The sequence below is a fragment of the Patescibacteria group bacterium genome, assembly GCA_018897195.1.
Taxonomy (GTDB): Bacteria; Patescibacteriota; Patescibacteriia; order Patescibacteriales; family UBA12075; genus JAHILH01.
The window spans coordinates 37,996-59,107 of sequence record JAHILH010000004.1; the positions used below are offsets into that span (position 1 = coordinate 37,996).

Genomic DNA, 21,112 nt, shown 5'->3' on the forward strand with positions numbered 1-21,112 from the left:
GTAGTATAGCAAATATTAGCAAAAGTGTCAATGTGGATAACTTCGCCATGACAATGCTGCCATCTTTTCCAATTTCAAATCTGAGGCAAATTTATTTTTATTTAAAAAAATCCCCCTATTCTTGCGCAAATAGGGGGACACATTTATTTTTCAACTTACTTCTCTCTTCGTAAAGCCTCCAGGTGAGCAGCTTTTGCCAAGTTTTCTTGGCTAAAAAAATTATCGCAAAACTTAATCAAAATCTTTTTTGCCCGCCTTTGTCTTCTTTTTCGTAAGGTTTTAACATATCCAGAAACTGCCAAAATCAACGAACCATAACCAATAAGCATTTCTTCCACCATAACTTGGACCGAGTAAACCAATATTCTGTTCTCATAAATCTTCACATCTACCCTTTCCGCTGATTTAGGCGGGTACGTTCCATTGGGAATTTGCTGAGCAACAACCATTATCTGTCTTGCCTCACTTAATAATCGAGACCACCAAGACTGTTCATCAATAAAAAAAAGTTGCAACTTGGGGATGTAATCTCGGACAGGATAAATACTTCTAGGCAAGCAATTACCCTCTTCGTTTTTTTTAGCCTCCTCAATTAAATCGGGGGCCATGTCTTCAAGAACAATCATTAAATCCTGATCACTCAAAACCAAATTCGCAGTGCTGAACTTCTTAAGCTGCAACATAATCTCCTGATATTTTCTCGCTGACACTTGACGCTCCAGTAAAAATTTTTCAACAAAATCAATAGAGGCCGGCATATGCTTTCTCCTTTTATAAAGAACTGAATTTATAAAATAATTATTATTTTAATGAGTCTATTATGTCTTAAATACTATAAAAAGTCAACAGCGTCTCCATTAAATATGAAAATAAAATTAGAATCAAAATAAAAGAGCCTCGAATATTCGAGGCTCTTTTATTTTGAGCGGGTAAGGGGAATCGAACCCCTATCTTCGGCTTGGAAGGCCAACATATTAGCCTTTATACTATACCCGCCTGTATTCTGCGGTACTCTTGTCGGGGTGCTGGGAGTCGAACCCAGCCCACATGGTCCCAAACCATGCGTACGAGCCGATATACTACACCCCGGAAAACAGCAAACTAAGTTTGCTGTTTATAGTTGCGGGAGTTGGATTTGAACCAACGACCTCCAGGTTATGGGCCTGGCGAGCTGCCAACTGCTCTATCCCGCTATGTATTTAATTCGAGTGCCGGGGGAGAGGATTGAACTCTCGACACAAGGATTTTCAATCCTTTGCTCTACCACTGAGCTACCCCGGCGCTTTGATTGCAAATTATTTTGCAATCATGATGTGGGCGATGATGGATTCGAACCATCGACCTCTTCCTTATCAGAGAAGCGCTCTAACCAACTGAGCTAATCGCCCGTATATTTCATACGACATTCTTTCAACTAACTGCCCCTCACCCCAACCCTCTCCCGCGGGGCGAGGGAGATTTATCGGTAGTTTCATTATAACAAAAAAGATTGATTCCAACAACAAGTCAGAGCCAATCTTTTTTGATAAAAATTGAAAGAACGGACCCATAAAAACCGTTTAGTCTTACAACGAAACAGTTTCGAATCTAACAGGCGCCAATTAACACCTTGCGACTTACCGATGCAAGGATTTGTTTTTTTATCCTGATCCAAAATAAATTCTGGAATCAAGCATTTCGTCTTTTACAATCTACACGTTCGTAAAAGCTAATAGAAATGTCGCTTTCTGCGTGTACTCTATCGAATTTGCAGAAAATCTCCCTAGAAAGGAGGTGATCCATCCACAGCTTCCGCTACGGATGCCTTGTTACGACTTCATCCCTATTATCAGCCCTACCTTCTATCGGCTTACACCGATATTCGGATATTGCCAACTCTCTTGATGTGACGGGCGGTGAGTACAAGACCCGAGAACGTATTCAACGCGCCATGGCTGATGCGCGTTTACTAGCGATTCCAGCTTCATGGAGTCGAGTTGCAGACTCCAATCCGAACTTGGGGAAGTTTTTTGGGATTTGCTCCACCTCGCGGTTTGGCGTCCCTTTGTACTTCCCATTGTAGTACGTGTGTCGCCCCAGATGTAAGGACCATGCTGATCTGACGTCATCCCCGCCTTCCTCCCACTTAAAGCGGGCAGTTTCCTATGACACATGAAACATAGGATAGGGGTTGCGCTCGTTTTCCGACTTAACGGTACATCTCACGACACGAGCTGACGACGACCATGCAGCGCCTGTCTAGCACCCTCGAAGGCTCCCCTGTTTCCAGGGGTCTGCAGCTAGATGTCAAATCTGGGTGAGGTTCCTCGCTTATTATCGAATTAAACCACATACTCCACCGCTTGTGCGGGTCCCCGTCTATTCCTTTGAGTTTTAGTCTTGCGACCGTACTCCCCAGGCGGGATGCTTAAGGCGTTAGCTTAAGTAGACAACACTGGCAGGGTCGATACTGCCAATGTTTAGCATCCAGTGTTTACGGCGTGGACTACTGGGGTATCTAATCCCATTCGCTCCCCACGCTTTCGTCCCTCAGTGTCAGAATCGTTCTAGTAAGCTGCCTACGCATTTGGTGTTCCTGCTGATATTAACGGATTTAACCCCTACACCAGCAATTCCGCTTACCTCTCCCGACCTCTAGTTTGTCCATATCTTCCACGGTTCCAAGGTTGAGCCTTGGGATTTAACAGAAGATGTTACAAACCACCTACGGACCCTTTACGCCCAATAAATCCGGATAACGCTTGGGGCCCTCGTATTACCGCTGCTGCTGGCACGAGGTTAGCAGCCCCTTATTCATTAGGTACCGTCATTGTTTCGTCCCTAATAAAAGATTTTTACACCCCGAAGGGCTTCATCAACCACGCGGTATTGCTCCTTCAGCCTTTCGGCCATTGAGGAAGATTCGTGACTGCAGCCTCCCGTAGGAGTCTGGGCAGTTCTCAGTCCCAGTGAGACGGGCCATGCTCTCACACCCGCTACCTGTCAAAGCCTTGGTGAGCTTTTACCTCACCAACAAGCTGATAGGACATAGACTCCTCCTGAAGCGTTGGAACTTTAGTACAATAGAATTAATCAACTGTACACTATCGAGTATTATTCCCAATTTCTCGGGGTTATCCTCGTCTTCAGGGTAGATTATCAATGTGTTACTCTCCCGTTTGCCAAGGTCTACCGAAGTAAACCTTTAGACTTGCATGCCTTAGCCATACCGCCAGCGTTCATCCTGAGCCAGGATCAAACTCTCAAAAAGTTTTTTACTTGGTTTGCTATCCAAGTGCAATATATCTTGGCGACATATTACAGATTTGACGTATATTTGAAGATAATTAAATCTTTATTTTTTGGTCGTTAATTGACGCCTGTTAGCGTCAAAACTTATATTCAATTGTTAAGGTTCCGATTAAACGAATAAAAAACAGACCTATCAGTTCAGATATAAATGAGTCTGTATTAAAACTCTATTTAGAATTTACCGCATTCAAGATGCTTGTTTTTTAAAACGTATTCATAATATATATTATTTGCTGTTTCCTGTCAAGAAGCTATTATCACCATTTTTTCAACATCTCTACACTCCGTTTTTTTGGCTTTGATTAAACAAAAAAATAATGATTAACTAATCAATTAACACGTCCCAAAATTAGCACTTTTTTTGAAAAAATATTTTATGTGGATAAAAAATTTTAAATTACACCAATTAAAATAAAAAGGGAGAGGTATTCATTCAAATACATCTCCCATTAACAACTACGGTTCGAGTTCGTAGTCAATCTGACAGCTACCCGTTATTAAAAAATGGTTATACGGATTTACGGGAAGTGTCCACGAAACCTCTAACTCCCCATCCTCATCAAGCACGCCTTCAATTAATACCTGGCCCGTGCCATCACGAAGGACGATCCTTCTATCACAACAAATCATTTCTTGGAAAAACGGTGCTTGCTGATTTAATTTTAAGATCATTTGATACCCGCCATCATCCAACAAAAACACCAAGGACCAAAATCTTCTATCCGCACTTATCATAGACGGATGACGCAAGTACAACTCCTCACTATTTACCTTCATAACAAACCTCTTTATTTATTATTAGTCTGATAAATTTTGCCTCATTATATAGCTACGAACGATATTAACATAAAAATTAGAAAATGTCAATAATTACACCTCCGCAATCATAAGCTGATACTAAAAACCGATAAAGTATTTTTTTTTACTAACGAATAAGTGGTATTGAACTCAACTCAACTTATATGATCTTATTTACAAACCATACATGCTCTTGACTTTTCTTTAAAAAAATTCTATTATCTTAATATTAAATAAATAAAAAATAAAAGATAAAACAGGTGACAAAACACCGTCACATGCTCAAAACTGTTTTATTTTTTAACTAAAGTATGCTGACTATCAAGCTATCAAGAATTGGAAAGAAGAAAAAGCCAATGTATCGTTTTATTATTTCTGAAAAATCTAAGGATCCCTATGGCGATTCATTGGAAATTTTGGGATCATATAATCCTTATTCAAAGGAAATGACTACCAATGGTGAACGTATTAACTACTGGATTAGTAAGGGTGCGCAGATGACTGCGACTGTGAACAATCTATTGGTTGGTGCCAAAATTGTTGAAGGTAAAAAAGTAACAGCTTCAAAACCAGGCAAAAAAAAGGACGAAGCGGCTAAAAAATAAAAGTTGACAAATTTTTATTTTGTGTCATAATTAAGTATATCCTATTTTAGGTATTTATAATTAAAAGCTCTTTCAAAAATGATTAATAGGTATTATACATTATCATTATTGAGAGGAAAAAAGTATGAACGAAGTTACAGACAAAGATTTTTTGGAGTTTATCGTAAAGTCCATTGTTGCAAATCCTGACAAGGTAGCTGTTGAAAGAACAGTTGACGAAAGAGGTGTGCTTTTGACTTTAAACATCGATCCAGCAGACATGGGTTATGTAATCGGACGAAGAGGACAAACAGCTCAAGCAATTAGAACTTTGTTAAAGATTGTAGGCGCTAAGAACAATTCAAGAGTTAATTTGAAAATTAACGAACCAGAAGGCTCAACAAGAGGACCAAGATTTGAAAGAGAGTCAAATGACGCTCCAAGAAGATCTTCAGAAGAGATTGATACTTCAAGCGTAGACGATTTCAAGATTTAATTATCAACAAAATCACATATCCAAAAAGCCACAACTTACAAGTCGTGGCTTTTTGTTTATTAACTTAATTAAAGCATTAATTTACTGTCATTCTGGAACGAAACGAAGTGTAGTGATAGAATCTTCCGCTTTGTACGTTTTTTACGTAGTCGAAGATCCTATCGCTTCGCTCCAGGATAACAAGAAATTATTTACTACCTAAAATATATATATGAACTACAATATAATCACAATTTTCCCAGGCATGTTCGATTCCTATTTCAACGAATCAATTATTAAACGCGCACAAGACAAGGGTATAATCAACATTAAAACACACGCCTTGCGTGATTACACCACCGACAAGCACAAAACTGTCGATGACACACCATACAGTGGCGGCGCCGGTATGGTTATGATGATTGAGCCACTTTACAAGGCGTTAGAGTCCGTTAAATCAGAAATTAAAACACCTAAATCAAGAACTATTCTCCTCTCTGCCAAGGGGCGACGCTGGACTCAACAAGTCGCTCAAGAATTTGCGGAATTAGAAAATATCACCATGATTTGCGGTCGCTATGAAGGTGTTGATCAACGCATCCTAGAGTTTATCGATGAAGAAATCTCTATTGGCGATTTTGTACTAACCGGCGGTGAAATTGGAGCCATGACCATCGTTGATTCTGTTACTCGACTCTTGCCTGGCGTACTCGGTAATGAATTTAGCGCCATTGATGAGTCCCATTCCATTCCTGGCGTCCTTGAATACCCCCAATATACCAAGCCAGAAATCTTTAAGGTCGGCAATAAGGAATATACCGTTCCAGAGATATTATTGTCAGGAAATCACAAAAAAATCCAAGAATGGCGCGAAAACATGAAAAAAAAGAAGCCTTCAAATAACTAATATTAGCCAATAAGCCCTATTTGCCCCTTGACAACTTTTTAATTACCTGCTACAATGCAATGTTAATCTTTATTTTTATTAAATAGAGATTTTTATTAAGGCAGAACAAAAACTCCTCGCTATACGCGGTCTAGTCTTTGCTCTTGCACAAACATTGCATTTAATGAAATCAGAATTTCCTATTTTTAGAAAAAAATCTATAATCCCCTCTTTTTTAGCAGACAAAATTATTCTGTCACTTATTTTCATCACCTTCTTTGACTTTGCGTTATTTCCAGTGCCAATTTTGGCCGCTGAAATTAACCCCAAGACACAAGAAAGTGGTCTATTAGAAGAAATTAATAATTCACTTGATCTAATTAAAGATGTTTTAGTTGATGATACTAGCAATTTTACTGGCAAATTGCCAAATAATAAAGACGTAGCAAAAGCCAAAACAGAGTTTCATGAAATGACCGCCTACACCTCCGAGGTAGCCCAATGTGATGCTTCGCCCTGTATTACCGCCAATGGCTTCAATGTTTGCAAACACAACGTTGAAGATACGATTGCGGCTAACTTTCTTAAGTTTGGCACAAAAGTAAAAATTCCGGAATTATACGGCGATCGTGTTTTTATCGTTCGTGATCGTATGAATAGAAGATATCCAGACCGAGTAGATATTTGGATGAAAGACAAAAAACAGGCTATCAAGTTTGGTTTTAAGGTCGCTAAAATTGAAATATTGGAGTAAAAACCTAATATTGACTTATTTCTTGAAATATATTAATATCAAATTATAACAGTTGGAAAACGATTGTTATTTTTTGTTATAAGAAGTATTTTTGGCGGAGCGGTAGCTCAGCTGGTTAGAGCGCTGCCCTGTCACGGCAGAGGTCGCGGGTTCGAGTCCCGTCCGCTCCGCTAAGAATATTTAAGCTCAAAAAAAAGAAGCATTAGTGCTTCTTTTTTTTATTTTATATAATTTTCTAATTTACATCGGCAATATTTTTTTATCGTAAACCTCATTAAGAATTTCCGCGGAAGCTAAATAGATAGCCGAAAAACCACAAACAATTCCTTCGTAGCCAGCAATTCTAGTAATCAAAGTAATTCCAGTAATATCACCCAAGGCCAACAACATAAACAAAATTGTTAAAAGTGCAAAAACGATTTGCAACCCTTTGCCCAGTTTTAAAGTCGCGACATACATCACCGCCGTAAAAAGACCCCACATAAACAAATAAGCAGCCATAGCGCTTGGCTCAGGCTTAGAAGCTAGGCCAGCGGCTGGCAAGACAATAATTCCCACTAAAGACAACCAGAACAAACCATAAGAAGTAAACGCCGTCATACCAAAAGTATTTTGCTTACGCCATTCCAAAATACCAGCAATAATTTGCGCGATGCCACCATAAAAGACACCCATCGCGAGGATCATGCCGTCCATCGAAAAGAAGGCCGCGTTATGCATGTTTAACAAAACTGTTGTCATGCCGAATCCTAACAAGCCCAAAGGCGCTGGATTAGCGGCATTAATTAAACCTTTTGGAAGAGTCATAAAAAAATATTCCGCTATCCTCAGCTTGTGATCGTAGAATTTAATTTCTCGACCATACAAAAAGCCTTAGGCTTTTATAACTGGGACACAGGAGTTAAATTATTAAAATTACAAATTAGATATTTTTATTTTACTATATTTTTGAAATTTTTAAAAGAGAAATTTATTATTCTGCCAAAGCTTCGCCAGCTGCATGGCCTGTACTCCAACAGATTTGTAAATTATAACCACCAGTCGGACCATCAAGATCCAGAATTTCACCGGCAAAATAAAGATTTTCAATTATCTTTGACTGCATTGTCTTCGGATTAACTTCGCGCGTATCTACACCGCCGGCAGTAATCATGGCTTTATCAAAACCTTTCACATCCTTTATTTCCAAGCTAAAACTCTTGAGCAAACGAACAATACCCCTACGCTCGTCTTTAGTCATTACACTTAATTGTTTTTCCGGGTCAATGTTTAAGAGCCACAAAAGCAACACTCCCAAACGCGACGGCGCCAAGGGCGTTAAGCTATTTTTGATCATTTTATTGCCATCACGCTGAAATTCTTTTTGCAGCTGCAAATCCAAGTCCGCTTCATTAACATGCGGCAATAAATCCAAACTCAAAGAAAACTTGCCAGACACTGATAAATCAACCTCGCGACTCATATCGATAATCGCCGGCCCACTCACGCCGTCAGCGGTAAAAATAATTGAACCACTTTTAGTGTTCATTTTTTTATTATCTTTTTTAAGAGTAATGCCAATATTTTGCAGACTCACACCTTCAACGGCTTTAACAAAAGTGTCGTTCAAGATTAATGAAGTCAGGGCCGGTCGCGGTTTAACAATATTATGTCCTAGTTTTTCTAGCCACGCATAAGCATCACCAGTTGAACCAGTGCCCGGATAAGATTGACCACCGACACAAATCACAAATTTGTCCGCCATTAACTCCTCGCCGCTTTCTAAAATAATTTTTTCAATTTTATCGTCTTTTTTAATTATCTTTTTTACTATCGCACCATATTTTATCTGCACCTTATTCTCATCTAAATAATTCGTCAACACCTGCAAAACATCCCGCGCCTTGTCGCTTTTCGGAAACACACGACCATTGTCCTCAACTTTCGTCACCACGCCTCGCGTTTTAAAAAAATCCAAAGTCTCCTTAACGCCAAATCGATGAAAAGCCGACATCAAAAACTTGCTATTTTTACCATAGCAATCAATTAATTCTTTTTTATCTGCAAACATATTGGTTAAATTACAACGCCCATGTCCGGTCGCTAATAATTTAATGCCCAGGCTCTGGTTTTTTTCCAACAACAAAACCTGCTGCCCAAGTTCACCTGCTCGCCCCGCCGTCATCATACCAGCTGGTCCGCCACCAATTATAATTATATTGTAGTTCATATAAATAGTATATTCTTTTTAACAGATTTTGTCGACACTGCCCGTTATCTTAAATTACCAAAAAAAGACGTCCTTAATTAAGGACGTCTTTTTTTGGATTTAAATACTGAGTTGTAATAAAAATTTAATAATTACTATTTTGAACAATCTTGACGTTTTGAATAACTTCCTCCATGGCTTTTTTATATTTTTCAACCTGATCAACGTCTATCCAGCCACTTAATACTAAGACATCTTTATCTGAAAGCCTTATTACTTGTCCAATATTCCAGGTATCCATCACTGGATCGATATCCTTGAGATTATTTTTAATATAATCATTGTAATATTTATTGCTATACTCTATTACATAACCCTGATAGCCGCCAATAATATTTTTTTCCTTTCTTATTTCTTTAAACTCAATTAAATCAGGATTTATTATTTTGTCGCCAGTGCTTTCGATCAGTTCAGTAATCAACTTCTCATAATCCAATTCATTGCGTCCCTCAAATATTTGCACATCTAGCCAACCACTACCATCACTCATTGATACCGCCTTTTTCGCATCTTGTTCTACGTTCGGCAATCTCATATAAGCATAGCTATTTGCCGTAAAATTAGTAGATGACCCAATATTAACTGACTCTTGATTTAAGCGACTAATCCAATTTTCTGGCAAATTAAACTCAATTGAATAATTCTTATATTGAATAGTGGAAGTGCTCTTTATAATTTGATTTTCAACATTCTCCTCAACATTAATTCTTTTGTAGTTTATGCCAATGATTAGAATTATCAATATAGAGATAATTATTGTAATTAATAGGGCAATCTTATTTTTTGTCATAGAAATATCTTATCCTCTTTTTAAAAACCAACCTCTCTCCAATTTGGCAATATCCCATCGGCGCTACATGAAGATTCTACTCCACCAAGCTCGCCAGCACATGTCCAATACCATGGTCCTCTTCCCGTTAATGCTGAGGGTATGCCAACATTACAGAGATCAGTTGTTGGGGCGATAAAAAATGACTGTCCATCTGCCGGTCCACACTGACCATTTACGGCACATGTCGCATCTGACGGCGTAACCGCACTACACGCTCCAAGGCAGTCTATTATCCCGCTAGTTGTCTGTCCGCAAGTATTCGCAGTCGAGGTGCAGCTGATTAAAGGTCGTTCAGCTGGTTTGACGGCGCTACACGGAAGCCCACAGCTCATAAGACCAGTGTTTGTATCGCCACAGGAATTTGCAGCAGAGGTACAAGGAATTGATGTAACGGGTGGTGCCACGGTAACACTACACACTCCAACGCAATTATATACACCAGGCGTTGTCATCCCACAAGCATTAGCCGGAGAAACGCAGGGAGTGCCATAGATGGCCGGATTAGGTGGCACGGTAGCACTACACGCCCCCGTACAAGTTATCGTTCCGGAATTTCTTTGATTACAACTATTAAATGCAGAAAAACAAGCATTTCCATAAGGTGGCTTATATACCGTTGTACTTGTATACGTCCTTGGCAATGGCGCCGGCGCACTACACAAACCCGTATTGCACTGGATTACGCCAGTATTATATTCTCCACAAACATTAGTATAAGATTGACAATAAGTCAGGGCATTAAGCGGATAAAGAGGAGGCACTGGATTAGGCGGTACACTGCATGTCCCAGAACAGCCTATAAACCCAGAATATTTTTGATTACAAGCATTGGGGTTTGAGTAACAAACTGAGCTATATCCAGGTGGAGTGGGCGGCGCAGCAACGCTGCAAGATGTCGCTCCCCACAACCCATAAACTATCGTACCAACGGCGCACACCTTGCAGGGGTTACAAACGACACAGGCACTACTAGCGCAAATAGTATTTGCTGGCGTGACAGCACTACAAGCACCGTAACAATCTATTGTCCCGCTACTAGTTTTCCCGCAAGCGTTCGGAGCAGAGGTGCAAGCTTTGCCGTAATTTGCCGGATTAGCAGGAACTGGGGCAGAACAAGCAACCCCACCACCCCAAAGATTATAGTATGTACCGGAATTACAAGTACCACAAAAATTACAAGACTTACAAGCAGTTCCCACGGCTTGTGCCTTGGCCTCATTTTTAAAAAAAACAAACGAACTAAAAATAAAAAAACAAACAACAATTAAAAACTTTATCCATTTTGTCATATTATTGTTAAACATAAATATATGTTAAAAGTATAATTATTAAAAAGTGATAAATATATTAGCCTTAAAAATAGTTATGAGTGCCCCAAGAATAATCCACACAGAAAAAGGCAGGGATTTTACAATATTGATTTCCTGATGATTATTAGAAAAATAATAAATTTTAATTTTTTCCACCTGTTCAATCGTTAGACCCTCGGCCATAAATCTTCCCAATGACGCTAAAAATTCTTTTTTTTCTATAATCTTATTCCTTTCCACTTCGCTCAAATTCATACCCGGCTTAAGTTCTTCAACTCTTATTTTCATCTCACTCTTATTATAATAATACCCCAAAATTCGATTAAGCGCAAGAAAAAATATAAAATAATAAATTATTTTAGAAATATTTAATTGTATTTGAAAAGACCTATGTAAAATAAAAAAATATAGCAAATACTTCAAGGTAATCTTAGAGATATTAATCAGATAATACTTAGGATTTTTTAAATTAACTAATAGCTTTAAAAACTGCTTTTTAGTATCGTTCCAAAATTTAATTAAAACAACGTTCATTGAACTTTTTTTTATCTCGAAAATTAAATCGCTCAAAAATAAAAAAGCGGCCTTAATAAAAATAAAAAATAGAAACGGAATAAAAATATTAACTAATAAAACGACAGATGGAAAAATGGGAACGTAACTTTTATTGTAATATTCAAGCGGCAACAAGAAGGCAAACAGGGCAAAAAATTTTGCATCACCCGCTGGCCACACTTGCGCATACCACATCAAAAACCCAAGCAATAAAGCCAAGGCGGAGTTGAGCCAAACAGTTGTAATATATTCATTGCTTATTTGTCCAATAACTAAAAAAGAAAAAAATAAAATCTCGCCAAAAATCAAACCAAACAAAATCCATTTATTTCTAATTTTTCTTGTAACAAGATCATCATCCAAAATCAACTTTCCAATCACAAACATGATAACCAATGAAATAATTTTAAACATTTTTTAAAATTTTATTAATTATCTTTTTTTTGTCGACAAAAACCGGGTATGCCTCATCCATTTTGTAATAATTACCTTCATTATACAATCCAATACAAATATTATTCAAAGAGCACGTCACACAGTCCTTCTTCTTCTTATAAAATCCATCAATATGCCCGCTTTCCTGCAAAAACTCTCCTTTGTCATCAAGAAAGTAAGTAACCCGTTTTTCTTTTTTAACTATTTTTCGAGTCTCCGTAGACAAGTGTTCATAGCCAGTCATATAACACAAAGGCACACGTTCAACCCTGGCCGTCTTATGATTTTTTTGAATAATTTCAAGCGCCTTAAAAAGTTCGAGTTGAAAATCATTCATCCGCGGAATCACTTCCGAGTGACTTCGAATTCTTTCCGAAGTTGGATCAAGATTATTGAAGACAAAATGATCAACAAATGGATAGTTAGTAACTAACATTTTAATCAATTCCGACAAATTATCCGCATTCCACTTGCCTATTACCACATTCATATTAACCTTAACATTTCCCAAGCGCTGCAAATTTACCAAAGCTTTTTTTATATTAGGCAGAGATTCTTTGTTTTTCGATATTTTTCCCTGAACCTCCTTCTTGTGTGAATAAATTGATAGGTGCAATTGTCTCAAACCAGCCTTTTTCAGCATCTCCAAATATTCATAATCTGCGATTTTTTGTCCATTACTGATCATATTCACAAACAACCCGCTTTGACTAGAATAGGTCATAATCTCTTTTAGCTCGGGATGCAACGTCGGCTCCCCTCCTGTTAAAATAATTCCTTCAAAGCCCCTTTTTTTAAAATCGTCAATCTTGGTTCTTATTTCAGGCAAGCTCAAAACTAACCCGTTGTCGGGATTGGAACAAATTATGCATTGCTGATTGCACTGCCTGATTATCTGAAGATAGGCAAAATTGGCCATATTATTTTAAAACGGTTTTATTATTTTAAAACTTTTATTTCTTATTTCATTTATATGAACACCGTCACAGTCCTTGTCCATGACGCATTTCTGACATCTTATGCTTTTTACAAAATATCTATTTTTTATATAAAATTCCGTAAATTCATTTATATCAAGACTCGGACTGAACTTAGCAACCCCTGTTTGCATGGTTGTCGCTCTTTGACATTTTGCCCTTGCCTTAGGCCCAAGCACCCCTATAGTTCTTAGCTTAATTAAATCCTTGCAAAAATCATTCATATAACAAATGTCGCATCTTTCTCCATGACAGCTCATCAGTCGGCCAACCTTAATATATTCTAAAAATTGTTGTCTCATGCCCAGCACATCATCATTTAGCTTATGCGGACTTTGTATCAACCACTCATAGTTCTCCAAGTTGCGCGCCGGCCATCTATTGGTCCACAAATGCACGCCTTCTATTTTTGAGAATTCCCAGGCCTTGTCGAGATATTTCTTTGCCCCTCCATAATTAAAAAAAAGTTTTTTTCGATTGTGCCAAGCCTGACCGAATGGAACAAGATAAAGAATATCAAACTCATACACCCCCAACTTTATAAAAAAATTCAAAGTTTGGGATAAAGTTTTATAATTCAATTTTGTTACCACGATATCAATACTAACAATCAGATTATGTGCGATAACATTCAATAATCCTTTCATGGTCTGCTCATAAACACCTTTTACGCCAATAATCTCTTCAAGGATCTGCTTGTTGTGACTATGCAGAGAAACAGTCACCTCATCTAGTCCGGCTTTTTTTAACTTCTCGGCAAAATCGTCATAAGCAAACATTCTCCCATTACTAATCATTTGTACATGGGTATAACCGATTTTTTTTGCCTGACTAATTATTTTAACCACATCCGGATGCAAGGTTGGTTCTCCCCCAGAAATTATCACCCGCTTAGCACCACCAAGAAATCCAGATTTCAATTCTTTTACAATCTCCTCATAAGCAATTGATGTTCCATCTTGGTTGCCTGTATCATGACAAAAAAGACAATTGTTATTACAAACTTTTGTCACCCTAACCCAGTGTCTTTTTTCTTCCGCCACCAAGTCTCTTAAAATAAGATCTTCTTGTCTACTCATTTTTTTATCGGTTTAAATTCTTTCCAGCCAAATTTTTCTGGATATTCTCGCCAAGTTCCTTCACAATATTTATAATGCTTACATTTATTACAGTTCGGCCCTTTTAATTTGCCCTCAGTAATTCGATATTTCTTATAATCTTCAATTTCCATCTGGTAATCATAAACCATCGAATCAAACTGAATATTTTCCGCCACATATTCCTCATAACCTGTCATAAAACAAAATGGAATCGCCTCTGTCATTGCGGCAACTTTGAAATGTTTAGCAATATCTAATCCCTTTTTTACATAAGGCATTACCAAGCTCATTCTTGGCACAACCATATCAAAATTTCGCTCCGCCGACCCCACGGCATGCACAAAGGCAAATTGAAACTGAGCAACACCAAGACTAACTAGTAATTTAGCTATTTCCGGCAAGTGGCGGTAGTTGGACTTAACCACAACCACATTAATCATAACCTTCTGTTTCAGCTGTACTAAATTTCTAATACCAGCCACAGTCTGATGAAAACTATCACTCCCGGTCAACCAATTATGCAACTCCGGTGTATGTCCATGCAAAGCAAGGGCGAATTCATTAACACCAAGCGCTATCATTTTCTCACAAAATTCTGTATAGGCAAACATCCGACCATTAGTCTGCATCTGAATGATCTTATAACCACTCTTTACAGCCAAGGCCACTAGGCCCTCGATTCCTTTTTTTATTGTCGGTTCGCCACCAGTAAAGACAACGCCATCACAGTCCTTGCTACCAGCTACAATATTCTTTTCAATCACCTCTAAAGAAATGTCGCCAAATTGTTTTTTATGTCCCTGGACACAAAAAACACAATTATTATTGCACAAAAATCCTATTTTGATATCCGCTTTTTTCATAATTCAATCTATTTAAAAAATATCTATAAATTGTACCTCTTTTATTTTAAAAATACCAACTTTTTCCAAATATTTTTTGGGCATTTTTTCTACTTCAATATTTAAAAAATCTTTATCCCTGGCTGCCACGATGGCCTCCAATAACAAATCGGCATAAGCCGAAAAATCAACAACAAGCCAAGAGTTGTCCAATATTCGCCCCTCTGGAACTAATCCGGAAAATTTAATACCCCTTACATTGTTTTGATGCAATAACTCAACTATGTCCAACAAGTATTCGTGGTTTAATGATGTAATAACAATGTTTACGGCCAAATAATGAGTATGCTTTAAAATATTTTGAATACCTCGCATGGTCATACCATGGCTACCAATGACACCCGTAATTAAATCATGTTTCTCTGCTCGAAAATCATGAAAACTTGTTCTCATCATAAAGCGATTCAAATCAATGTTTTTAAAAAAATCTTGCGCATAATTAGAGTCAGAAAATTTAACACAGTTTGTCGCCATTGTACACGAAAAACCCTCCTTCTGGGCATAAATAACAGCCTCTTTTAAATACGGAAAAACTGTTGGCTCTCCGCCAAAAAAATCAATCTTCTGATAGCCACGCGTCTTGGCAAAACTAATTTGCTCTTTTACCTCCTTATAAGAAAACAACTCCCCTTTTGCCAAATTTTCTTTTTCCATGCAAAATAAGCAATTCAAATTACACTTATTCAAACGGATAATATAGGCCATCTCTTTTTCTTTAATAGTCTTCATTTTTTTACTCTTCGAGCCTTTATGATATTTAATTCATAGCCCTGTCTTGATGTCACCACCTCGCTCTTATTAATAACAATTTTTTCCTTAAAAAAGGGAGCATCAACAACCAAGGTATGATACTCGCCCTTGTCGCCACAATAATCAATACCGTTTGTCTTACTTAAATATTCAAAAAAAACATTATCAACTTCCCTGCCAAGCCACTCTCGACCAATATATATTGGTTTAACCGCAGTAATAATAATTTTTAATCCTGAATCAATGATTGCGCGTAAAACATTTTTGGAATTTTTTTTATAATTTGGCAAAATTAATTCCATATTTAATTTCTTTGTAACATCTACCAGAAGCTTATCCTGATAATCGCCAGACAGAATATAACCAAAAACAACGCCATCAATGCCTTTCTTTTTTAAAGATGAAAAAATGGCAAAAATTTGTTTTTCAAATAACTCTTTATCAACTCTCTGATGAGCTACGCTTTTTTGCATAATTGGCAGGCCAATTGAACGCGCCTGTAATTTCACTAACTCCTTGCCATAAGCATGAAAGCTCACTCTGCCCTCATTGTTAATTAAGTTTAAAAAACCTACAACTTCAAAATTGTCATTAAGACAAGACTGATAAGCAAACAAACCATCCTTGCCGCCACTAATAACGCTTATTAATTTTTTAACAGGTTTTACTCCCTTTATGTTTTTGACATTTTTTATCATCTAACTTGTTCTTATTTTTTATTATTTTGCTTGACCCGATCATAACATCTGCTATTTTACAAAAGTTTTTAAAATATTCGAGAAAGTTTTTTCCATTATAAACTGACCAAAGGTACAGGGGTAAGGGATTAGCGCAAATATATCCGTATTCACATGTTTGACACTTATCATCAACAGCTTTAGTTAATTTCAAAAATAACAAATCAAATAATTTTTTTCTTTTTTCTAAATCAATTTTTCCGGCATCGCCAATAATAAACCCCTTACGGTCCTCTTCTTTTAGCGGAAGCACCCATTCAAAAAAATAAAAATTTCCATCTGCTCCCAATAATATTTTTGCATAATGAGATGAGCCCCAGAGACGATTAAGTAATCGAAAGTTAATTTTATCATTATCGTTATATTTTTTAATGACAACTCCTAGTCTTTTCTTTAATTTTCTTACATCGACCTCACTCCACAACGTAAGCATTTGCGGAAACAAGTCAATATAAGGAAAATTATTGCTCGTCATGAAGTTGACATTCTCTTCCAAGTGACCAACTTCAGACGGAGAAATTGTTGAAATAACCCTCATTGAACATTTCCTTTTTTTATTCAAGGAAAAATTTTTAAAATTCTTCCAGGCTAAATCAAAAGAATTTACTCCATCCCCGCCCCTAGTTTTCCGATGAGCGCCGTGGCTCTTAGCACCACCATCCAAGCTAAAATTAATTGTAAATCGTTCGTCCATTTTGCTGACGAAATCTTGCATTTTTTTGTCAAAGGCAACTCCATTGGTAGTTGCAACAACTGAAATATTTATCCCCTTCTCCGCTGCTCGCTTAAAGATGTAATTGACTGAACTCACAAAAAGATCTGGATAAATAAAAGGCTCGCTCGTCGTAAAAGTTATTGTCTTATCATTACCTGATAATTCATAAAAAGTATCAATAGCCTTTTCAATTGTTTTATAGTCTAATACTGATTCGCTTGTTTTGTTCACGAAACAATAATCACAATCCAAATTACATTTTTCACTAAAACAAATATCCATCTGCGAGGGATGGGAAATTTCATTATTAAAAACATTTTCTTTTTTTAAATTATTCATATTTTTCTTAAAAACACCGCGCCTTAATAGCCGCCTGAATAGCGCTCTTGTCGTACTTATTTTTCTCTATCTTTTTTCTAAAATACTTCACCGCCTCAATGGTGGCTAAATAATAGTATCGCCTAACTATATGCGCGTGATCATTATTAATAACTCCACCATAATATTCCCTCTCACATTTTTGACATTCTTCCCTGGTTATATCAAACGAACATTTCTCATATTTTAAAAATTTTTTCTCCTTCAGGTTAGCAATAACAAACTTTTTTTTATCATCGCGATTAAGCAAAAAGGGTGAGAAGGCCACCTCCCCACTTGGATAAACCTCTAGCGTATGCTGGAATGGACACGCAACGCCTTGTAAGCCGCCTATAAACTGTCGATCAAACTCCCAGTTAACAGGATTGATATAAAATTTTGGCATACCGTTTGTACCAATATTCTTCAAAAATTCTTTTAACACTTTCTCATATCCCCTAATAAAATTATCCTGATATTCCTTTGTCCAGTCCTCAAATTCTTGCACTATTTCAAAGTTAATATTATCACTAACCCCAAGTGCAAGCAAGTCTGTGAAATAGTCGTATATTTTTTTACTTTGCGAAGGAATTATAACAAATGAGATACCTATATTCTGAAGAGGAATTTTTTTTCTCAATTTTAATAAATTAGCCAAGACAACGTCATAAGTACCACTACCCCCTTTGAAAAAACGATACTGATTATGATTTTTTTTGTCACCAGCTAGGCTAACCGAAATTTTAATATCATAAGTTTTTATAAAAGCGATCAAGTCATCATCTAAAATCGTTAGGCTGGTAGCCACGGAAATAACTAGTTTTTTCTTATTCTCTATGGCTAAATCAAAGGCATATTGCACAATATTTTTAAAAAGCGCTATTTCCAAAAAAGGCTCTCCTCCATAAATAGACAATAGCTTTTCTTCGCCCTGAGACTCAATAAGTAAATCAACCGCCGCCCTAGCCACCGACAACGGCATAACTTCATTTGTTTTTTTAACAAAACAATAATTACAGTCAGCATTACAGCTCGTTGTTAAAGCTAATTTAATTTTACGAACATTTTTATTATTAAATTTCATAAATCTACAACCGTATATAAAAAGTCACTACGCCATCATCTTCAATGGCCAAGATTACCAGGCGAGCATTAATGCCTCGAAAGACATCCCTAAACGTTTCCTTATTATACTCACATCTCATTATAGTCAAAATTTCTTCAATTAAATCCAAGGTTTCTTTCTTGTTTAAATATAGGTCATCTAAAAATTCCAAATATAATTTTTTTCTACCTACGCCTAGTCCTCCTTTTTTGTATCGCTCGCTGGCAAAAAACCAATACTTATGCTCGCTTTTAAGCAATCCTATTAATTCACCAACAATTCGCCTTTCCTCGCTATTCATCTGATGATAATTATCTTTATTTAAAAAATAATAAATCTTGTAATAGAGATCATTATTGTCAATATCAAATCCAATATTTAAAATATTTTGAGTAATTTCAAAACTGGGATTAAACCCTAGTCGTTTAAAAAGTTTATCGATTATCTCAACAGAGTTCTTTTTTAAATTTATTTTGCCACTTCTCAAAGCTCCACCCAAGATAAGCCAAATTGCAAACTGATAATCTTCATTTTCAATATCTGCCCCAATATAAACATCCATGGGGTCATCAGAAACGGACTTCAAGGCCTCGTGGAGTGTGTCGAGCTGAAGATTAATATTATTTTTTTGAAAAATATCAAAATAACTATCTAGTCTTTTTAAATAGGCGCCTTTATTGCGATAAGAATACGCTTTACTATCCAAATTTAAAAGACGCATTTTACTATCATCTTTTATAGCCTTGTTAAACTTAAAAGACAGTTCAAACTGAGTCAAGCCTAAACTGTCTATCGCAAAAATATCTCCAACAAAAGAGTTAAGATTGGATTTTGTTGTCTTGGAAAGTTTTAAACTTTGACAAAACAAATTTATATTTTCTACTATCTCCCTTTGATGATCATCCAACATCGTTTAAAATATTATCAATCCTTAGAAAAAATCGCCAAACACTCTTCGTGCATAATTTTATTATCTGAGTCTCTTTGTGGAATTTTTTCACATAACTGCTGGTCTTTTTTTTCTTTGACGGCGTCAAGGGCATATTTTTCATAACAAAAATTGTCGTGAAAAAAATTATTTACCTCAGTCTTCAAATTATAATCATCATCCATGTTTAAGACAATACAATATTCACGCATAAATCTATCGTTAATCATGTCACAAATCCCCTTGTCAGAGGTCTTGGAGGCTTTTGATAAATAAACAGTCGACTGGCAACGCTTTTCCGCCCTCTCGGCCTCTAATTTACAGCCGATAGTACCGCCGTCGTCTTGCTTGCTCTTAATACAATCATTTGCGGCAATGCTTCTGTCAAAGACGCACATATCAGGATTTCCCGCCGCCATCGCAAAACACAATTTCTTGTCATATTGATCGTTAACAAGATTGCAATGATCTGCCGAGCCGTCAACAAGCGCCAACACTATTAATTTAGCATCATCTGTCAAATTGCTAATAACTTTATCACTATAATCTTTCAAAGACACCAACTTATAGTAAAATGAGTTGCAATTTTCCATTAATTCTTTTGAAAAAGAATTGCAATTATTATTATCCCTAGCAACCAACATGCGAATCATGGCATAATTATAGTACTCATCACCACTAAAATAGTCAGGTGTATTTTGAGAAAAAAAATCGGCAGCTAAGCAGATATTCAAATCGTTAAATTTCGACGACGGTTCCTTTTCTAATGTAGCCGGGTTTAAGCCATTGCCCAGGACTGATGGTTTTACAAATTTTAGAAAATCTGCATCAGTTGGATTTGGGGAAATTACATCATCAGAAGCTGGCGCTTGGCAAGCAGCACCATTATTATTACTATCACTGCTCGGGCTCCACGGTAAGGATAAAATTAACCCAGAAAGCGCCACACCTGGACTAATATGATTCTTCCAGGCGTAACTAAAGACTAAAATTATAACGGAAAGATAGGTCAATGACACGACCAATAATAAATAAAAAAGAATTTTTTTGAGCATATTTATAATTTGTAAAAAATAACAACCTACTAGCACCAACCACCTTCACTGTGTGAGCCATGAGAGGCGTGAGAGGCGTGAGAGGCGTGAGAAGCGTGAGAACAGTGCTGTGAATGAATACATAATTGTGCATTTGCGTCATGAACCTGCGCAACACCGCCGAGCATGGCGGCGACACCAATCAGGGCCAATCCCATCTTCGCGCCATTTTTCTCCACCATTTTTCCCTCCTCGCTAAGAAGGAAGGTTTTTAACTCTTTTTTAATTTTTGGTAATTTTTGAGACTTATTTTTCATATGTATATTTTAACACATTAAA

At 36.9% G+C, this 21,112-nt stretch carries 21 protein-coding genes, 6 tRNA genes and 1 rRNA gene; 5 read left to right on the plus strand and 23 right to left on the minus strand.

Annotated features, from left to right (window positions below; translation table 11 throughout):
• Nucleotides 1–155 precede the first annotated feature (155 nt).
• From KKD45_03460 to KKD45_03495, 8 genes are all read right to left on the minus strand, one after another.
• The gene (locus KKD45_03460; GenBank protein MBU4309562.1) at nucleotides 156–758 is read right to left on the minus strand and encodes a hypothetical protein; all 603 of its coding nucleotides are present in this window, start codon (nucleotides 756–758) and stop codon (nucleotides 156–158) included.
• 166 nt (nucleotides 759–924) lie between these two features.
• Nucleotides 925–996: transfer RNA gene (locus KKD45_03465), tRNA-Gly, on the minus strand.
• Nucleotides 997–1,017: 21 nt separating this feature from the next.
• A tRNA-Pro gene (locus KKD45_03470) sits at nucleotides 1,018–1,089 on the minus strand.
• Nucleotides 1,090–1,120: 31 nt separating this feature from the next.
• Nucleotides 1,121–1,193, minus strand: a tRNA-Met gene (locus KKD45_03475).
• Between the two features lie 16 nt (nucleotides 1,194–1,209).
• A tRNA-Phe gene (locus KKD45_03480) sits at nucleotides 1,210–1,281 on the minus strand.
• Between the two features lie 33 nt (nucleotides 1,282–1,314).
• Nucleotides 1,315–1,388 (minus strand) — tRNA-Ile (locus KKD45_03485).
• A 378-nt stretch (nucleotides 1,389–1,766) separates the two neighbouring features.
• A 16S ribosomal RNA gene (locus tag KKD45_03490) occupies nucleotides 1,767–3,250 on the minus strand.
• Between the two features lie 497 nt (nucleotides 3,251–3,747).
• Nucleotides 3,748–4,068, minus strand: a complete 321-nt coding sequence (locus KKD45_03495) for a hypothetical protein (protein ID MBU4309563.1) — start codon at nucleotides 4,066–4,068, stop codon at nucleotides 3,748–3,750.
• 332 nt (nucleotides 4,069–4,400) lie between these two features.
• Between KKD45_03495 and rpsP the strand changes: the two genes are divergently transcribed.
• From rpsP to KKD45_03520, 5 genes are all read left to right on the plus strand, one after another.
• Entirely contained in the window at nucleotides 4,401–4,694 is a 294-nt protein-coding gene (rpsP, locus tag KKD45_03500; protein ID MBU4309564.1) for a 30S ribosomal protein S16, read from the plus strand.
• 124 nt (nucleotides 4,695–4,818) lie between these two features.
• Nucleotides 4,819–5,169 carry a KH domain-containing protein gene (locus KKD45_03505; GenBank protein ID MBU4309565.1) on the plus strand — a complete coding sequence of 117 codons (351 nt, stop codon included), beginning with the start codon at nucleotides 4,819–4,821 and terminating at the stop codon, nucleotides 5,167–5,169.
• Nucleotides 5,170–5,380: 211 nt separating this feature from the next.
• Entirely contained in the window at nucleotides 5,381–6,055 is a 675-nt protein-coding gene (gene trmD, locus KKD45_03510) for a tRNA (guanosine(37)-N1)-methyltransferase TrmD (GenBank protein ID MBU4309566.1), read from the plus strand.
• Nucleotides 6,056–6,218: 163 nt separating this feature from the next.
• Nucleotides 6,219–6,788, plus strand: a complete 570-nt coding sequence (locus KKD45_03515) for a 3D domain-containing protein (GenBank protein ID MBU4309567.1) — start codon at nucleotides 6,219–6,221, stop codon at nucleotides 6,786–6,788.
• Between the two features lie 96 nt (nucleotides 6,789–6,884).
• A tRNA-Asp gene (locus KKD45_03520) sits at nucleotides 6,885–6,958 on the plus strand.
• A gap of 70 nt (nucleotides 6,959–7,028) precedes the next feature.
• Here the strand turns inward: KKD45_03520 and KKD45_03525 are convergent.
• The 15 genes from KKD45_03525 to KKD45_03595 all read right to left on the minus strand — a co-directional run bounded on the left by KKD45_03525 (nucleotide 7,029) and on the right by KKD45_03595 (nucleotide 21,090).
• On the minus strand, nucleotides 7,029–7,595 hold the full coding sequence (locus KKD45_03525; protein ID MBU4309568.1) for an acetate uptake transporter: 567 nt from the start codon (nucleotides 7,593–7,595) through the stop codon (nucleotides 7,029–7,031).
• 166 nt (nucleotides 7,596–7,761) lie between these two features.
• Entirely contained in the window at nucleotides 7,762–8,997 is a 1,236-nt protein-coding gene (locus tag KKD45_03530; protein MBU4309569.1) for an NAD(P)/FAD-dependent oxidoreductase, read from the minus strand.
• 124 nt (nucleotides 8,998–9,121) lie between these two features.
• Entirely contained in the window at nucleotides 9,122–9,826 is a 705-nt protein-coding gene (locus KKD45_03535) for a hypothetical protein (protein ID MBU4309570.1), read from the minus strand.
• 20 nt (nucleotides 9,827–9,846) lie between these two features.
• Nucleotides 9,847–11,172, minus strand: a complete 1,326-nt coding sequence (locus KKD45_03540; protein MBU4309571.1) for a hypothetical protein — start codon at nucleotides 11,170–11,172, stop codon at nucleotides 9,847–9,849.
• Nucleotides 11,173–11,196: 24 nt separating this feature from the next.
• The gene (locus KKD45_03545; GenBank protein ID MBU4309572.1) at nucleotides 11,197–12,147 is read right to left on the minus strand and encodes an FUSC family protein; all 951 of its coding nucleotides are present in this window, start codon (nucleotides 12,145–12,147) and stop codon (nucleotides 11,197–11,199) included.
• Nucleotides 12,140–13,087 (minus strand): radical SAM protein, encoded by a 948-nt coding sequence (locus KKD45_03550; GenBank protein MBU4309573.1) that lies wholly within the window; start codon nucleotides 13,085–13,087, stop codon nucleotides 12,140–12,142. The genes KKD45_03545 and KKD45_03550 overlap by 8 nt, the downstream gene beginning before the upstream one ends.
• Nucleotides 13,088–13,093: 6 nt before the next feature.
• A complete protein-coding gene (locus KKD45_03555; protein MBU4309574.1) occupies nucleotides 13,094–14,224 on the minus strand; it encodes a radical SAM protein in 1,131 nt (376 codons plus the stop codon).
• The gene (locus KKD45_03560) at nucleotides 14,221–15,108 is read right to left on the minus strand and encodes a radical SAM protein (GenBank protein MBU4309575.1); all 888 of its coding nucleotides are present in this window, start codon (nucleotides 15,106–15,108) and stop codon (nucleotides 14,221–14,223) included. Before KKD45_03560 ends, KKD45_03555 begins: the two co-directional genes overlap by 4 nt.
• Nucleotides 15,109–15,120: 12 nt before the next feature.
• Nucleotides 15,121–15,876: a radical SAM protein gene (locus tag KKD45_03565; GenBank protein ID MBU4309576.1), complete on the minus strand. Its 756-nt coding sequence runs from the start codon at nucleotides 15,874–15,876 to the stop codon at nucleotides 15,121–15,123.
• Nucleotides 15,873–16,595, minus strand: a complete 723-nt coding sequence (locus tag KKD45_03570) for a diphthine--ammonia ligase (protein MBU4309577.1) — start codon at nucleotides 16,593–16,595, stop codon at nucleotides 15,873–15,875. Before KKD45_03570 ends, KKD45_03565 begins: the two co-directional genes overlap by 4 nt.
• On the minus strand, nucleotides 16,552–17,688 hold the full coding sequence (locus KKD45_03575) for a radical SAM protein (protein ID MBU4309578.1): 1,137 nt from the start codon (nucleotides 17,686–17,688) through the stop codon (nucleotides 16,552–16,554). The genes KKD45_03570 and KKD45_03575 overlap by 44 nt, the downstream gene beginning before the upstream one ends.
• Nucleotides 17,689–17,695: 7 nt before the next feature.
• On the minus strand, nucleotides 17,696–18,790 hold the full coding sequence (locus tag KKD45_03580) for a radical SAM protein (protein ID MBU4309579.1): 1,095 nt from the start codon (nucleotides 18,788–18,790) through the stop codon (nucleotides 17,696–17,698).
• A gap of 4 nt (nucleotides 18,791–18,794) precedes the next feature.
• On the minus strand, nucleotides 18,795–19,721 hold the full coding sequence (locus KKD45_03585) for a hypothetical protein (GenBank protein ID MBU4309580.1): 927 nt from the start codon (nucleotides 19,719–19,721) through the stop codon (nucleotides 18,795–18,797).
• 14 nt (nucleotides 19,722–19,735) lie between these two features.
• Nucleotides 19,736–20,794, minus strand: a complete 1,059-nt coding sequence (locus KKD45_03590) for a hypothetical protein (protein MBU4309581.1) — start codon at nucleotides 20,792–20,794, stop codon at nucleotides 19,736–19,738.
• Between the two features lie 29 nt (nucleotides 20,795–20,823).
• Nucleotides 20,824–21,090, minus strand: coding sequence for a hypothetical protein (locus tag KKD45_03595; protein ID MBU4309582.1), 267 nt, complete (start codon nucleotides 21,088–21,090; stop codon nucleotides 20,824–20,826).
• Between the last annotated feature and the right edge of the window lie 22 nt (nucleotides 21,091–21,112).

Excerpts from the sequence above, each read along its gene's own strand:
- KKD45_03460 (MBU4309562.1), bottom strand. The coding sequence starts at position 758 with ATGCCGGCCTCTATTGATTTTGTTGAAAAATTTTTACTGGAGCGTCAA.
- KKD45_03495 (MBU4309563.1), bottom strand. The coding sequence starts at position 4,068 with ATGAAGGTAAATAGTGAGGAGTTGTACTTGCGTCATCCGTCTATGATA.
- rpsP (MBU4309564.1), top strand. The coding sequence starts at position 4,401 with ATGCTGACTATCAAGCTATCAAGAATTGGAAAGAAGAAAAAGCCAATG.
- KKD45_03505 (MBU4309565.1), top strand. The coding sequence starts at position 4,819 with ATGAACGAAGTTACAGACAAAGATTTTTTGGAGTTTATCGTAAAGTCC.
- trmD (MBU4309566.1), top strand. The coding sequence starts at position 5,381 with ATGAACTACAATATAATCACAATTTTCCCAGGCATGTTCGATTCCTAT.
- KKD45_03515 (MBU4309567.1), top strand. The coding sequence starts at position 6,219 with ATGAAATCAGAATTTCCTATTTTTAGAAAAAAATCTATAATCCCCTCT.
- KKD45_03525 (MBU4309568.1), bottom strand. The coding sequence starts at position 7,595 with ATGACTCTTCCAAAAGGTTTAATTAATGCCGCTAATCCAGCGCCTTTG.
- KKD45_03530 (MBU4309569.1), bottom strand. The coding sequence starts at position 8,997 with ATGAACTACAATATAATTATAATTGGTGGCGGACCAGCTGGTATGATG.
- KKD45_03535 (MBU4309570.1), bottom strand. The coding sequence starts at position 9,826 with ATGACAAAAAATAAGATTGCCCTATTAATTACAATAATTATCTCTATA.
- KKD45_03540 (MBU4309571.1), bottom strand. The coding sequence starts at position 11,172 with ATGTTTAACAATAATATGACAAAATGGATAAAGTTTTTAATTGTTGTT.
- KKD45_03545 (MBU4309572.1), bottom strand. The coding sequence starts at position 12,147 with ATGTTTAAAATTATTTCATTGGTTATCATGTTTGTGATTGGAAAGTTG.
- KKD45_03550 (MBU4309573.1), bottom strand. The coding sequence starts at position 13,087 with ATGGCCAATTTTGCCTATCTTCAGATAATCAGGCAGTGCAATCAGCAA.
- KKD45_03555 (MBU4309574.1), bottom strand. The coding sequence starts at position 14,224 with ATGAGTAGACAAGAAGATCTTATTTTAAGAGACTTGGTGGCGGAAGAA.
- KKD45_03560 (MBU4309575.1), bottom strand. The coding sequence starts at position 15,108 with ATGAAAAAAGCGGATATCAAAATAGGATTTTTGTGCAATAATAATTGT.
- KKD45_03565 (MBU4309576.1), bottom strand. The coding sequence starts at position 15,876 with ATGAAGACTATTAAAGAAAAAGAGATGGCCTATATTATCCGTTTGAAT.
- KKD45_03570 (MBU4309577.1), bottom strand. The coding sequence starts at position 16,595 with ATGATAAAAAATGTCAAAAACATAAAGGGAGTAAAACCTGTTAAAAAA.
- KKD45_03575 (MBU4309578.1), bottom strand. The coding sequence starts at position 17,688 with ATGAATAATTTAAAAAAAGAAAATGTTTTTAATAATGAAATTTCCCAT.
- KKD45_03580 (MBU4309579.1), bottom strand. The coding sequence starts at position 18,790 with ATGAAATTTAATAATAAAAATGTTCGTAAAATTAAATTAGCTTTAACA.
- KKD45_03585 (MBU4309580.1), bottom strand. The coding sequence starts at position 19,721 with ATGTTGGATGATCATCAAAGGGAGATAGTAGAAAATATAAATTTGTTT.
- KKD45_03590 (MBU4309581.1), bottom strand. The coding sequence starts at position 20,794 with ATGCTCAAAAAAATTCTTTTTTATTTATTATTGGTCGTGTCATTGACC.
- KKD45_03595 (MBU4309582.1), bottom strand. The coding sequence starts at position 21,090 with ATGAAAAATAAGTCTCAAAAATTACCAAAAATTAAAAAAGAGTTAAAA.